This is a genomic window from Acidovorax sp. DMC1, from assembly GCF_056314325.1.
On sequence record NZ_JBQUYO010000004.1, the window covers coordinates 65,281 to 79,604 of the forward strand.

13 protein-coding genes and 1 pseudogene are annotated in these 14,324 nt (G+C 65.4%); 3 read left to right on the forward strand and 11 right to left on the reverse strand.

The genetic code is table 11. The features are described from left to right. Positions 1-63 precede the first annotated feature (63 nt). On the forward strand, positions 64-2,709 hold the full coding sequence (locus ACT531_RS10365) for a circularly permuted type 2 ATP-grasp protein (protein ID WP_476017368.1): 2,646 nt from the start codon (positions 64-66) through the stop codon (positions 2,707-2,709). Positions 2,710-2,711: 2 nt separating this feature from the next. Next, positions 2,712-3,698, forward strand: coding sequence for a transglutaminase family protein (locus ACT531_RS10370; RefSeq protein ID WP_476017369.1), 987 nt, complete (start codon positions 2,712-2,714; stop codon positions 3,696-3,698). On the opposite strand, the gene ACT531_RS10375 is transcribed toward ACT531_RS10370, so the two are convergent. The 8 genes and pseudogenes from ACT531_RS10375 to ACT531_RS10410 form a co-directional block, all read right to left on the reverse strand. After that, complete coding sequence (locus tag ACT531_RS10375) at positions 3,664-4,623, reverse strand: alpha-E domain-containing protein (protein ID WP_476017370.1); 960 nt, start codon at positions 4,621-4,623, stop codon at positions 3,664-3,666. The two genes, ACT531_RS10370 and ACT531_RS10375, sit on opposite strands and share 35 nt — an antisense overlap. 89 nt (positions 4,624-4,712) lie before the next feature. Further along, positions 4,713-4,772: pseudogene (locus tag ACT531_RS10380) on the reverse strand (alpha-E domain-containing protein); the annotation flags it as partial. 2 nt (positions 4,773-4,774) lie between these two features. Beyond that, positions 4,775-6,307, reverse strand: coding sequence for a circularly permuted type 2 ATP-grasp protein (locus tag ACT531_RS10385; protein ID WP_476017371.1), 1,533 nt, complete (start codon positions 6,305-6,307; stop codon positions 4,775-4,777). A 93-nt stretch (positions 6,308-6,400) separates the two neighbouring features. After that, positions 6,401-7,582 carry a zinc-binding metallopeptidase family protein gene (locus ACT531_RS10390; RefSeq protein WP_343733471.1) on the reverse strand — a complete coding sequence of 394 codons (1,182 nt, stop codon included), beginning with the start codon at positions 7,580-7,582 and terminating at the stop codon, positions 6,401-6,403. Positions 7,583-7,765: 183 nt separating this feature from the next. After that, a complete protein-coding gene (locus tag ACT531_RS10395; protein ID WP_015015472.1) occupies positions 7,766-8,083 on the reverse strand; it encodes a BON domain-containing protein in 318 nt (105 codons plus the stop codon). 165 nt (positions 8,084-8,248) lie between these two features. Continuing rightward, positions 8,249-8,641, reverse strand: coding sequence for a hypothetical protein (locus tag ACT531_RS10400; RefSeq protein WP_476017372.1), 393 nt, complete (start codon positions 8,639-8,641; stop codon positions 8,249-8,251). Positions 8,642-8,715: 74 nt separating this feature from the next. Beyond that, the gene (locus ACT531_RS10405) at positions 8,716-8,880 is read right to left on the reverse strand and encodes a DUF1328 domain-containing protein (RefSeq protein WP_010463174.1); all 165 of its coding nucleotides are present in this window, start codon (positions 8,878-8,880) and stop codon (positions 8,716-8,718) included. Between the two features lie 303 nt (positions 8,881-9,183). After that, positions 9,184-10,590, reverse strand: a complete 1,407-nt coding sequence (locus ACT531_RS10410; RefSeq protein WP_051022589.1) for a sensor histidine kinase — start codon at positions 10,588-10,590, stop codon at positions 9,184-9,186. 122 nt (positions 10,591-10,712) lie between these two features. Here ACT531_RS10410 and ACT531_RS10415 point away from each other — a divergent pair, with 122 nt between their 5' ends. Next, positions 10,713-11,345, forward strand: coding sequence for a response regulator (locus tag ACT531_RS10415; protein WP_015015475.1), 633 nt, complete (start codon positions 10,713-10,715; stop codon positions 11,343-11,345). 131 nt (positions 11,346-11,476) lie between these two features. On the opposite strand, the gene ACT531_RS10420 is transcribed toward ACT531_RS10415, so the two are convergent. From ACT531_RS10420 to ACT531_RS10430, 3 genes are all read right to left on the reverse strand, one after another. Beyond that, a complete protein-coding gene (locus tag ACT531_RS10420; RefSeq protein WP_476017373.1) occupies positions 11,477-11,914 on the reverse strand; it encodes a response regulator in 438 nt (145 codons plus the stop codon). Positions 11,915-12,026: 112 nt separating this feature from the next. Continuing rightward, a complete protein-coding gene (locus tag ACT531_RS10425) occupies positions 12,027-12,776 on the reverse strand; it encodes a HesA/MoeB/ThiF family protein (RefSeq protein ID WP_476017374.1) in 750 nt (249 codons plus the stop codon). Positions 12,777-12,881: 105 nt separating this feature from the next. Further along, the gene (locus ACT531_RS10430; RefSeq protein ID WP_343733476.1) at positions 12,882-14,318 is read right to left on the reverse strand and encodes a S41 family peptidase; all 1,437 of its coding nucleotides are present in this window, start codon (positions 14,316-14,318) and stop codon (positions 12,882-12,884) included. Between the last annotated feature and the right edge of the window lie 6 nt (positions 14,319-14,324).

A 14,324-nucleotide genomic window follows, 5' to 3' on the forward strand; every position in this document is an offset into this window, starting at 1 on the left:
CAGTTTCGACGCTGCAGGTAACCCGCAGAGTGCCCGAGACCAAATGCCCGAAAATCGAGCGCAGTGAACCATCTCAACGACAGCCTTCCCCCCCCCGACCCTTCCGACAGCGCGGCCCAATGGGCGGCTGCGCTGGCGCCTGCAGCGGCGGCCGGGCATTTTGACGAGTTGCGGGGTGCCCGTGTGCCGGACGCATCCAGCACGGCCACCGCAGCATCAACTTCTCAATCAATAGCAAACAACCCAAACATCACTAGCGCCTGGGCCCAATTTTTTGATCAATTGGGCCCTGAGGGCTTTCAGGACCTGGACCGGCGCATGCAGAGCCTGCAGCGCCAGGTGCGCGACAACGGCATCACCTACAACGTCTATGCCGATGCCGACGGCCCGCAGCGGCCCTGGTCGGTGGACCTGTTCCCGCTGATCCTCTCGCAGGGCGACTGGGCGCACATCGAGCGCGGCGTGTTGCAGCGCGCCCGCCTGCTCGACCGCGTGATGGCCGACGTGTATGGCCCGCAGGAGCTGCTGCGCAGCGGCCTGCTGCCCAGCGCCCTGGTGCAGGGGCACCCCGGCTACCTGCGCGCCATGCACGGCGTGCAGCCCGTGGGCGGCACCCATCTGCACATCGCCGCGTTCGACATGGCGCGCGATGCGCAGGGCGACTGGTGGGTGGTCACGCAGCGCACGCAGGCGCCCTCGGGCCTGGGGTATTTGCTGGAGAACCGGCTGCTCATCTCGCGCCTGTTCCCCGAGGCGTTCAGCCAGATGCATGTGCAGCGCCTGGCCGCCACCTACCGCGCGTTGCTCGACGGGCTGCGGCAGATGAGCCCTGCGGGGGCCGATGCGCGCATCGTGCTGCTCACGCCCGGCCCGTACAACGAGACCTATTTTGAGCATGCCTACCTGGCGCGCTATCTGGGCCTGACGCTGGTGGAGGGCAACGACCTTACGGTGCGCGACGCGCGCCTGTACCTCAAGACCCTGCACGGCCTGCAGCCGGTGCACGGCATCCTGAAGCGCCTGGACGACGAGTTTCTAGACCCGCTGGAGCTGCGCAGCGACTCGCGCCTGGGCGTGCCCGGCTTGCTACAGGCCATCCGCGCGGGCAACGTGCTGGTGGCCAATGCGCCGGGCTCGGCGTTCCTCGAATCGTCGGCGCTGCTGGGCTTTATGCCCGCGCTGTCGCGCCACCTGCTGGGCGAAGAGCTGGCCCTGCCGTCGCTGCCCACCTGGTGGTGTGGCGAACGCTCGGCCATGCAGGCGGTGCTGCCGCAGCTCGCGCACAGCGTGATCCGCCCCACCTGGCCCATGGCGCAGCGCGTGCCTGTGTTGGGCGGCGCGCTGTCGGCGCAAGACCTGATGCAGTGGTCTGCGCGCATCGAAGCGCAGGGCGATGAATACACCGTGCAGGCCCACCTGCCGCTGTCGCAAATGCCCACCTGGCGCACGAAGGACACGGAGGATGCCGCGCCGAATAGCAGCCCCATCGCCCCCCGCTCGGTGATGCTGCGCGTGTTTGCAGTGTGTGATGGCCCGGGCTCCTGGCGCGTGTTGCCGGGCGGGCTGGCCCGCCTGGCCCAAGGCGACAGCGGCATCACGTCCATGCAGCGCGGCGGCAGCAGCGCCGATGTGTGGGTGCAAACCGATGGCCCCGTGGACACCACCACGCTGCTGGCCCACAACCAGGCCGCGCCCGCCGTGGTGCAGCGCAGCCGCCAGGTGACCAGCCGCGCGGCTGAAAACCTATTCTGGCTGGGCCGCTACACCGAGCGCACCGAGAACGTCACGCGCCTGGCGCGCATCACGCTGCAATGCCTGAACGGCGAGGACCAGACCTCGCAACCGCTGCTGGCCTGGCTCAGCGCCATGGGAGTGAGCCAGGGGCTGGTGCTGCCCACGGTGCCGGCGGCGGGGCAGGCGCGGCGCGTGTTCGAGCGCTCGCTGATCGCCGGGCTGACGCAGCCCGCTCAGGTGACCAGCGTGGGCTTCAACCTGCGCGGCATTCTGGGCGCCGCATCGGCCGTGCGCGACCGCCTGTCGCAAGAGCACTGGAACCTCATCGTGCGGGCCGAGGCGGAGTTTTTTGCGCCCCGCACCGGGGCCGAAGACGACGGCGACTATTCGCCGCTGGATGCGCTGCGCCAGTTGGAAGTGCTGAGCGGCCACACCGCCGCCATGACCGGCCAGCAGACCGACCGCATGACCCGCGACGACGGCTGGCGCCTGCTGTCCATCGGGCGGCATCTGGAGCGCCTGGGCTTTCTGGCCTCGGCACTGGAAAGCGGCCTGCAGACCGGCGCCGTGCACGATGAAGGCGGCTTTGAGGCCATGGTGGCGCTGTTTGACAGCACCATCACGTTCCACGCGCAGTACCAGCAGCGGCGCGACATGCCCGCGCTGCTGGACCTGCTGGTGATCGACCGCGACAACCCCCGCTCGCTGGCCTGGGTGGCGCAGACGCTGCGCGGGCGCATTGCCAAGATCGAAGCGGCTGCGGGCACGCCCGGCGAATCCGCCGCCATGGGCATCCCCGAGGCCTCCGACCTGTCGCTGGTGGCCCTATGCACACAGGATGCCGAGGGCCGCCATGCCGCGCTGGAGGAGTATCTGGGCCGCTGTGTGCGGGGTGTGTTGGGACTGTCGGATGTGCTAGCCACGCGCTACTTCACCCACTCCATCGATGCGTTGCGGCACAGCGTAGGAGCTTGACCATGAAGCTGCGCGTCATCCACGAAACGGTGTACCACTACACCCCCACGGTGCAGAACGCCCAGCACATGGCCCATCTGCGCCCGCGCACCGGCATGGTGCAGCGAGTGCTAACCCACAGCCTGCAGGTGGACCCCGCCCCAACCCAGTGCAACATGGTGCAGGACGTGTTTGGCAACACCCGCACGTTCTTCAGCCTGCCCTTCACCCACGAGCAACTGCGGGTACGCGCCGAAAGCCTGCTGGAGACCCGACCCGTGCCCGCCGCACCGCCCGGCGAGCCATGGGAGGCCGTGCGCGAGCGCCTGAGCTACCGGCGCGGCCAGCCCTACCACGCGGCCACCGAGTTCAGCTTTGCCTCGCCCTATATCCCCCGGCACGCCGACTTTGCGGCCTATGCCGCCGAGAGCTTTGCGCCAGGCCGCCCGCTGATGCAGGCCGCCAGCCACCTGATGTCGCGCATCCATGCCGACTTTGCCTACACCGCCAACGCCACCGATGCGGGTACGCCCGCGCTCGAATCGCTGCGGCTGCGCCGGGGCGTGTGCCAGGACTTTGCCCACGTGATGATTGGCTGCCTGCGCAGCCTGGGCCTGGCAGCCCGCTATGTGAGCGGCTACCTGCTGACCGAGCCCCCGCCCGGACAGCCCCGGCTGGTGGGCGCCGATGCCTCGCACGCCTGGGTGTCGGTGTGGTCGCCTTCAGCGGATGGTGGAGACAGCGCGCAGAACGAGAACGCCTGGTTTGACCTGGACCCCACCAACGACCGGCCGGCGGGCGAGGACTATGTGACGCTAGCCATCGGCCGCGATTTTTCGGATGTGTCGCCGCTGCGCGGTGTGATCCACGGCGGCGACCACCATGTGCTGCAGGTGGGGGTGACGGTGGAGCCGGTGCCCGAAGCCGCGGCCACTAGTGCTGCGGCCGCTGCACTGACTGCGTCAGACGCACCCCTCACACCGCCGCAGGCACCAGGAAGTCCCGGCTGATCCGCGCCCCCAGGTCGTTCACCCGCTCCAGGAACTGGGTGAGGTAGGCGTGCAGGCCATGGGTCAGGATTTCATCGATGCGCGCGAACCTGAGGTGCGCCAGCAGCCGCCCCGCGTGCCGCTGGGTCTCGGCCGACTGGCCGCTGGCCAGCATGTCGAGGTTGCCCAGCACCTCCTTCATGCAGGCGTGCAGCGAGCGGGGCATGTCGGCCCGCAGGATCAGCAGCTCGGCCACACGCTCGGGGGTGATCACATCGCGGTACACCTTGCGGTAGGTCTCGAAGCCCGACACGCTGAGCAAGATGGCGCTCCAGTGATAGAAGTCATAGTCTTGGTCCTGCGCCGCGGCCGCGCCCCTGAAGTCGCTTTGCACCGCGTGGAACTTCACGTCCAGCAGCCGCGCTGTGTTGTCGGCCCGCTCCAGAAACGTGCCCAGCCGCACGAAGTGCAGCGCCTCGTCCTGCAGCAGGGTGCCCACCGTCACCCCGCGCGACAGGTGCGAGCGGAACTTCACCCATTCGAAGAACCGTGCAGGGTCCTGCTCCAACGCACCGCTCGCAATCAGGCGGTTCACTTCAAGCCAGGTCTGGTTCTGGATCTCCCAGGCCTCGGTGTTGAGCGCCCCGCGCACCGCCCGCGCGTTCTCGCGCGCGGCCTGCAGGCAGGCCACGATGGACGAAGGGTTGCTCGGGTCCTTGACCATGAAGTCGAGCACCTTGACGGGCGTCACCTCGCCATGCTGGGCGGTGTAGGCGGGCAGCAGCTCGCTGATGGACAGCAAGCCCTGCCAGCCGAGGGTGGCGACCTCGGTCGATTGGGGCAGCAACGCGCTCTGGTAATTGACGTCCAGCATCCGGGCGGTGTTCTCTGCCCTTTCGGTGTAACGGGCCATCCAGAACAAATGATCGGCGGTGCGGCTTAGCATGTGATCTCCTTCTTGGACGAGGGCAGAGAACCCCGAGCGTGTTGCACACGCTTGCCGTATTTTTTCGAAAGCCCCGCTGCGCAGGGCTTTTCTGCCCGCTCGGTGTAACGGGCCATCCAGAACAAATGATCGGCAGTACGGCTCAGCATGGTCATTCCCTCCCTTGGCTTTGTGTTTGCGTGGGCAGGGACGAGGCCTGCGCTGCCGCAGGCTGGTCGCCCAGCACCCAGGTGTCCTTGGTGCCCCCGCCCTGCGACGAATTGACCACCAGCGATCCCTCCTTGAGGGCCACGCGCGTGAGGCCGCCCGCCACCATCTGCACCTTCTGGCCGCTGAGCACAAAGGGCCGCAGGTCGATGTGGCGGGGTGCAATGCCGTTGTCCACATAGGTGGGGCAGCTGGAGAGGCTGAGCGTGGGCTGGGCGATGTAGCCGTCGGGCTTGGCGATGACTGCGGCGCGGAAAGCGTCGATCTCGGCCCGGGTGGCTGCAGGGCCAATCAGCATGCCGTAGCCGCCCGCGCCATGGACTTCCTTCACCACCAGTTCGTGCAGGTGGTCCAGCACGTACCGCAGGTCATCCGGCTTGCGGCACATCCAGGTGGGGACGTTCTGCAGGATGGGCTCCTCCCCCAGGTAGAAGCGGATCATGTCCGGCACATAGGGGTAGATGGATTTGTCGTCGGCCACGCCCGTGCCCACGGCGTTGCAGATGGCGACATTGCCTGCCCGGTAGGCGGCCATGAGCCCCGCACAGCCCAGGGTGGAGGTGGGGCAGAAAACGTCGGGGTCGAGAAAATCGTCATCCACGCGGCGGTAGATCACATCCACCCGCTGCAGCCCACGCGTGGTGCGCATGTACACAAACTGGTCCTTGACCACGAGGTCCTGCCCCTCGACCAGTTCCACGCCCATCTGCTGCGCGAGGAAGGCGTGCTCGAAGTAGGCGCTGTTGTACATGCCGGGCGTGAGCACCACCACGGTCGGGTCGGCCGCGCCGGCCGGGGCGCTGGCGCGCAGTGTGTCCAGCAGCAGGTCCGGGTAGTGCGCCACCGGTGACACCTGGTGCTGTGCGAACAGTTCGGGGAACAGCCGCATCATCATCTTGCGGTCTTCGAGCATGTAGCTCACGCCGCTGGGCACGCGCAGGTTGTCTTCCAGCACGTAGTACACGCCCTCGCCCGACGCATCCGGCGCACGCACGATGTCGATGCCGCTGATGTGGGAGTAGATGTCGAGCGGCACATGAACGCCGACCATCTCGGGCCGGAACTGGGCGTTGCGCAGGATTTGCTCGGCGGGCACGATGCCGGCGCGCAGGATGTCCTGGCCGTGGTACACGTCGTGAATGAAGCGGTTGAGCGCCGTGACCCGCTGCACCAGGCCGCGCTGCATGTGCGCCCATTCCTGCTGCGGAATGATGCGCGGGATCAGGTCAAAGGGGATGAGCCGCTCGGTGCCTGCGCCGTCCTCGTCCTTGGCGCCGTACACGGCAAAGGTAATGCCCACGCGCCGGAAGATGACCTCGGCCTCGGCGCGGCGCGCCTGCATGGACTCGGCGCTCTGGCGCGCCAGCCATTGCGCAAACCGCGCATAGTGGGGCCGGACATCGCTGCCCGCCCAGCCTGCCGCACCGTCCAGGCCGGCCAGGGGAAGCCAGGTAACCATCTCGTCGAACTTCTGCATGAGAGCCAATCTCCTGCAAGCCCTCAAGCAAGTTCCAGGCCGTTTTCAGGCCCTGCGGACGGCGTGGCCGCCGAGTTTAAGCCAAACCGCCTGCTAGCGCCGGTCTTTATTGGCTGATTTGCTATTCTTTTTGATCCCTTGATGGGCAGCAGGTGCGGCTGGCGGCACGGGGACCGGAGCTGCCACAGGAGCTGGCCGCAAGGCGGCTTCGCGCACCATGTCGTGCACAAAGCGCAGTTTGGCCAGCACCGCGCTCGCCAGCGCAAACGGGTAGGCGTCAGGCTGCCCCAGGCTGCGTGTGAGGCTGTTGAGCAGCAGCGTCAGCGGCACCAAGTGCTGCACCATGGACTGAAAGTCGGGCGCCGGACTGGCAAAGGGGTCGATGGCGCTGCTGCGCTGCGGGCCGTAGATGCCAGGGATGGTGACCTCGGTGGCATAACTGGCCGAGGTTTCCAGCAGGTCGATCATGTGCAGGTAGTGCGCCCAGGTTTCGGCCCAGTCTTCCCAGGGGTGGGCGGCGGCGTAGGCGCTCACATGGTGGTCGGCCCAGTCGTTGCCGTCATTGCCCTTGGCGTAGTGGGCCTCTAGGGCCGCTGCATAGTCCTGGCGCTCATCACCAAACATCTGACGAAAGTCATCCAGCCGCTCGCCATCGCGCACCAGCTGGTCCCAGTAGAAGTGGCCGGACTCGTGGCGCAGGTGACCAATCAGCGTACGGTAGGGCTCACCCAGCGCGATGCGGCGGCGCGCACGCTCATCGTCATCGGCCTCGGCCACGTTGAGGGTGATGGTGCCATTGTTGTGGCCCGTCAGCACGGGCGGGCCGCCCGGCACCTCCGCCAAAAATTCAAACACCGGGCTCGTGCCGCCGGGCGCAGGCTCCAGCCCCAAGCGGGCCAGGCTGTAGAACAGCCGCCGCTTGGCGGCTTCGATCTGCATCCACCGCCCCATGTTCGCAGGCTCGGACAGGTCGGGCATCACGCGGGTCTGGCGGCACGACACACACAGCTCTGTGAAATCGTGGACGGGTATCGCAAAGTTGCAGGCTTGGTGGTCCGTGTGGTTGCGGCACATGCGGTACAGGCGCCCGCTGGAATGAGCGCCCCCCTGCCTGCCCCGGCGGCGCCACAGGTCGGCACCGTCCTGCGGCGCAGGGGTCAGCGCGGCCATGGTCAGCGCATCGGGCAAAAACGCCAGCGCACTGCCGCAATGCAGGCATTGCACGCTGTCAAAAAACACCAGATGACCGCAATGGTCGCAATTGAATACCCGCATGGTGTGGAGCTTATACCCCGTGGGTCGGGGCAATGAGAGTGAACCAAGCGCAGGCTCTCCCGACACAGCACCGGAGGAGCCCACAAAAAAACAGGCCCCGAGATATGCCCGGAGCCTGCTTCAGGGGGTAACGCCATCGGGCGTGAGCGCTAGGCCCATGCGCGTGGCGCAAGCCCCGTCCGGTCAGGGACGCACAACGATGCTGTTGCGCACTTCGCGCACGTGCTTGGTGTTGCGGGCAATGTTTTCAGCCTGGTTCTTTTCGGTCTGTGACTTGGCAAAGCCCGACAGCTGGACCGTGCCGTTCAGCGTTTCCACGCTGATGGAGGTGGCGGACACGTTCTTGTCTTCGGCCATCTTGGCCTTCACGGCAGCGGTGATGCCGGCGTCATCCACATAAGAACCTACAGTCTGCTGTTCGCGAGCCACCGAGCAGCCCGTGGCCGTAACGATGGTGATGCCAGCGACTGCGGCGAAAGCGAGGGCACGTGCGTATTTCATGGTGTTTTCCTTGTTCAAGAATGGTTGGGAACGCGGGTGCTGGGACATATTCAATCCACCGGTCTGTTGCACCCTCCGCGACCGGCGGACTGTGGGAAAGGGGCCAAAAAATCAGCGCTGGCGGGGCACCGGCGGATGAACGCCAGCATCACCCACCTTCAACGCTCAGTATGCATCGCGGCGGCGCGATATCCACATCGCCACGGTGGCCAGCAGGGCACCCGATGCGGCGGCGATCACCAGCGACTTGCCGGGCTGCTCGGCCACGTACTTGCTGGTAGCCTCTGCGGCCTGCTGCATCTGGCGGCGTGCACGCGCGCTGGTCTCGGCGCAGTAGTCAATGCTGCGGGCAGCCAGGTCCTGGGCACGGGCCGCCAGGTCGTCAATGGCGGGGTCTGCCTGGCGGCGCAGGGCACGCACGCTGGCTTCGGCCTTATCGAGCGACTGGTCTGCGGCAGCACGCGTGGTCTGCACAGCCTCTTGGGCACTTTGCAGCACGTCATCGGTGAGGTTGCGAACGCCCGTCGTCACTTTGTCGGTTGCGGTCTGAAGGCTCATCAGAAAACTCCTTGGGATATGCAAAAGGGGAATGCGCGAGGGGGTGGGTCGAAGGCCGGGCCGTCAGGCCAGGCTTACCCCTTTTTGAGCAGACCCAGCACGAAGGTGACCACGGCCATGATCACGAACACAAAGAACAGAATCTTTGCGATGCCCACGGCGCCGGCAGCAATACCGCCAAAACCGAAGAGGGCTGCAATCAGCGCGATCACCAGAAAAACAACTGCGTAGTGCAACATTTCCATCTCCTTATGGGTGGCCGGCTTGCCGGCAGATCGGGTGGCGCCAAAACCTCAGCGCCTGGGGTCAACTGTAGGTATCGCCCGCAGCCCTGAATGCCGGTGTGCGGCGCGCCCCCGTGTCGGCGGCGCAGTGGGGGTGGTGTAGGACGGCACGCACGGGCAGATACCGACGGCTGCGCCGCGCAGGGCGACACTGCGGCCCAGGTGCAGCGCCCTGTGCCCGTGATGGCCGTACCCGGTTTGCCTTGCATCGCGGCGAGAGGGAAAGAATAGGGATGGGAAAAGCCGCAAGCCTGGCTTTCAGGCGTCGTGCGCAGCGGCGTCGCGGCGTGTATCTGAGGCATTGCGCGGCAGCGGCAAAACAGCCGATAGCAGCGTGCCGTTCCCTGGGCGCGAGGTGAGCGTGAGGCGCCCACCCGCCGCCTCGACCCGGTGGCGCATGCCAGCCAAGCCGTGCGAGGTGGGGCGGACGGTGCCCGGGTCGAAACCCACACCATCGTCGCGCACCTGCACCGCCACATGGGTGGGGTAGCCGTGCACCGACACCAGTACCTTGCTGGCCTTGGCGTACTTGCCGATATTGGTCAGCGCCTCCTGCACCATACGGTACACCGTAAGCTGCGCTGCATCGGGCAATTGCACCGGCTCCAGGCTGGTCTCCACGTCGATGCCCGCGCGCTCGGCGTATTCGCGCGTCAGGATCTCCAGCGCGGCCGTGAGCCCCAGGTTCGACAGGGACGAAGGCCGCAGGTCTTCAATGATGCGGCGCTTGAGCGCAATGCCGCTGTTGAGCGTCTCCGTCAGGTGCTTGAGCCGCTCCGACACATCGGGTGCGGTGGCGTCGATCTTGGACTTGAGGCGCGCCACATCGAGCTTGGCGGCCGTCAGCAACGCGCCCAGTTCGTCATGCAGCTCTCGCGCCAGATGGCCGCGCTCTTCTTCCCGCACCTGCTGCAGGTGGTTGGCCAGCTCAGACAACGTGGCGGTGCGGTCCCGCACCAGGCCCTCCAGACGGTCGCGCTCGCGCTCCAGCACCTCTTGCTCGCGCAGGTTCACCGTTTGCACTGCCTGCGTCTGGCGCAGGTACATGTAAAAGGCCAGCAGGCCGATGGCGGTGACGGTGGCAATGCCGATGCGCGACAGCATCAGCGACTGCTCGATCTGCTCGCGGCCCTGCTGCAGGCGCTTGTCGCTGCGGGCGATGAGCTCTTGCGCATGTTGGCGGATCGCCTCCATGTGTTCCTTGCCCACATCGGTGTTGAGGATGAACTTCCACGCGTCTTCGTTGCCCTGGCGGCGCAGGCGCAAGCTCAATTCCATCTCGGCCAGCTTGCGCGATATCTGCCGCGATAGCAGCGCAAACTCCTGCATGTCTGCAGGCGCATCCATGAATCGCATGCGCAGGCTGTCGAGATTGGTCTGCACGGTGGCCACGGCCTTGTCGTAGGGCTCCAGGTAGGTTTCATTGCCCGTGAGCAGATAGCCGCGTTGGCCGGTTTCTGCGTCCAGCATGCTCTGCAACAGCTTGTTCACATCAGACCGTGTGGTAAGTCCTTGGGCCAGTTGTTCCACCGCATCTTGCGAACGCATGTGCCCCGTTTCATTGATGCCCACCAGCACCATGGCCGCCAGCAGCGCCATGGGCAGGCTCAAGGCCATCTGTCGGACTTTTGGTAACCAACGCCGGGTGTTTTCTTGGAGATTCATACGCTTATTCTGGATAATGACCGACTACCGTTTTGACGCCCCTGCCGTGCCATGACACGATGGGGCATCTGGACTTCAACACACACCGGCAGTCTGTGGCTGCCGCCTCGAAAGAAGCATCAATGATCAAGATCGGCATTGTGGATGACCATGCGATTGTTCGTTCCGGGCTCAAGCAGTTCCTGTCCGAGCATGTGGACCTTCGGGTCGAGGGCGAAGCTGCCAACGGCCGTGAGGCCATCGACCTGGTGCGCAACAAGGAAATCGATGTACTGCTGATGGACCTGTCGATGCCCGGCCAAAGCGGGCTGGATGCCCTGGCCATGCTGCGCGCCAAGGCGCCTGACATGGGCATCCTGATCCTGAGCGGGTACCCCGAAGAACACTATGCGATCAACCTGATCCGCCAGGGCGCGAGCGGCTACCTGAACAAGGAGTGCGAGCCGTCGGAAATTGTGGAAGCCATCCGCACCATCGCGCTGGGCCGCCGTTACCTGACGCCTGCCGTTGCCGAGCTGCTTGCGCAGCAACTCAACCGCAAGGACGACGCGCCGCCGCATGAGCAGCTGTCGGAGCGCGAGTTCCAGGTGTTTCTCAAGCTGGCCAAGGGAGAGACGGCGGGGGATATTGCCAAGTCGCTCTCGCTGAGCGTGAAGACGGTGAGCACCTACCGCACACGCCTGATGGAAAAAATGAGCCTGTCGTCCAACAGCGACCTGACCTACTACGCGCTCAAGAATCGCCTGATCGACTGACATCGCCTCGCCTGCCTGCGCCCTGCTGCCTCGCAGGGCCCGGGCAAGGCCACCTGCCGCACTCCAAAAAAGGGAAGAAAAACAAACACCGCGACCACCGCATGCAACTACGCACGCGGCGGCGGGTGGTGTCACTGCGCCGCGCCTGATGAAGCAGCTGGCGCTCCGCCGCTGCTGGTGGCGCCCATGGCGTGGGACACGCTGCTGTGTTGCACGCAGTAGTCCACCAGGGCATCGATCTCGTTGGACTTGTCGAACACCGCATCCACGCCCAGTTGCGCACAGCGCATGCGCACATCCGGCGTGGCATAGTTGCTGAGCACGACCATCTTCTGCCCCGGCCGACGCGTACGGCAAGCCGCCAGCACACCCAGCCCGCTGCCTTGCCGCAAGAACAGATCGACGATGGCCAAGTCCCATGCCTCGGGGTGGGTGGAGAGCCAGTTCGTGCCCTCGTCTTCCGTTTCTGCCACGCCCACTGCTTCGACAGACGCCAACTCCTCCAGGGTTCCAATCAGGTTCTCGCGGATGGTGGCGTTGTCTTCAACAATGTAGGTGCGCAGTTTCACGGGCGGGTCCATCTGTACGGACAGTGCAGATCGCGCTGTCCTAGCCTTGAATTTAAGGCCTCTGTCCGCCGGATTCTGCCAGCCACAGCACGCTGGCCATGTAGGAAGAGTCCTACCGCGCAACACATACCGGACAGTCGGCATGGCGCTGCACCCGCATGGTGTTCCACTCCATGGCCCGGCCATCCAGCATGAGCAGCCGACCCGCAAGCGACTGCCCCACCCCCGCGATGAGCTTGAGCGCTTCGGCCGCCTGTATCGCGCCCACCACACCCACCAGCGGTGCAAACACCCCCATCGTTGAGCAGCGGACTTCTTCGAACTCCGCGTCGGGCGGGAAGATGCAGGCATAACAAGGCGACTGCGCATCGCGCGGGTCCACCACCGTGATCTGCCCGTCAAACTGGATCACAGCGCCGGCTACCAACGGCTTGTGGTGGCGCACACACGCCGCATTGATCGCCTGGCGGGTTACGTAGTTGTCGCTGCAGTCGAGCACCACTGTGGCATCGCGCACCAGGCGGTCCAAAGCCGCAGCATCCACCCGGGCCTGTAGGGAGGTGACCTGCACCTCGGGGTTGATGTCGGCCATGGCCTGCGCTGCCGATTGGACCTTGGGAGTGCCCACACGGGCTGTGGTGTGCGCGATCTGGCGCTGCAGGTTGGTCAGGTCCACCACATCGTCATCAACGAGGGTAATGCGCCCCACACCAGCGGATGCCAAATACAGCGCAGCGGGCGACCCCAATCCGCCAGCGCCGATGACGAGCGCATGGGCCGCCAGCACCCGCTCCTGCCCTTCGATGCCGACCTCGTCGAGCAGGATGTGGCGGGAATAGCGCAGGAGCTGGTCATCGGTCATGGGAAGGCTGGCCGGCAGTGGCCAAAAAATCAACGGTGAAACAGGCAGACATGAAAAAGGCTGGATTCCTCGCGAAATCCAGCCCGGGGTCGGAGCGCGAAAGGCTCAATTCTCTTTCTTTTCTTCCTTGCGCTCTGTCAGCGTCTTGCTGACCAGCACAGGGCGGCCCTTGAGCTGATTGAGGGCCTGCACCAGCTGGAAGTCCTTGTCGGAGCCAAACTCGGGCACCCTGCGGTCGGCCGCAGGCTTCTTGGCCTCTTCTTCCATGCGCTTGCGGGCTTCCTCGCGGGCTTTCTCGCGGGCCTCGTCCTTCTTCTCTTCACCCTGGCCGCTGTTCAAGTGCTTGTCCAGGTCCGCCTCGCGCATGCGCAGGGCGGCGAAGATATTGCCCTCTTCCGACTCGTCAATCATCACGTCGGGCACGATGCCCTTGGCCTGGATCGACTTGCCGCTGGGGGTGTAGTAACGGGCAGTGGTCAGCTTGATGCCGGTGTCAGGGCCCAAAGGCCGCACGGTCTGCACCGAGCCCTTGCCAAAAGTCTGGCTGCCCATGATGGTGGCGCGCTTGTGGTCCTGCAATGCGCCCGCCACGATTTCGCTGGCGGAGGCAGAGCCTTCATTGACCAACACCACCAGAGGCACCGACTTGAGGGATGCAGGCAGGCGCTTGAGCGGATCACCGCCGCCCCGGCGCTGGTAGTAGTCGGGCGCGGCCTTGTAGGTGGCCTTGCTGTCGGCCAGCTGGCCGTTGGTGGTCACCACGGTCACGTTCTCGGGCAGGAAGGCCGCAGAGATTGCCACGGCGGCATCCAGCAGGCCGCCCGGGTCGTTGCGCAAGTCCAGCACCAGGCCCTTGAGGTTGGGCTCCTGCTTGTAAACCTCTTCCACCTTGCGCACAAAGTCGTCCACCGTGCGTTCCTGGAATTGAGACAGGCGGATCCAGGCGTAGCCCGGCTCGATCACCTTGCCCTTGACGGACTGGGTCTTGATCTCTTCCCGGGTGATGGTGACAGGGAACGTGCGGTTCTCGTCCTTGCGGAAGATGGTGAGCGTGACCTTGGTGCTGGGCTCGCCGCGCATACGCTTGACGGCGTCATTGAGCGCCAAGCCCTTGACGGCGGTCTCGTCGATCTTGGTGATCAGGTCGTTGGTCTTGAGACCAGCACGGAAGGCAGGAGAGCCTTCGATGGGCGACACGATCTTGATCAGTCCGTCTTCCTGCGTGATCTCGATGCCCACGCCCACAAAGCGGCCGGACGTGCCCTCGCGGAATTCCTTGAAAGACTTCTTGTCGAAATACTGGGAGTGAGGGTCCAGGCTGGACACCATGCCGGAGATGGCGTCGGTGATGAGCTTCTTGTCATCCACCGGCTCGACGTAATCGGTCTTGACCAGACCAAACACGGCGGAGAGTTGCTGGATTTCCTCAAGTGGTAGCGGTGTCATGGCGCCGCGCGCCACCGTTTGCAGTGACACCGTGGTGAGCGCACCCGCCACCACACCTACCGATACCCATCCTGCAATCTTGAGTTTGTGGCCCATACAACA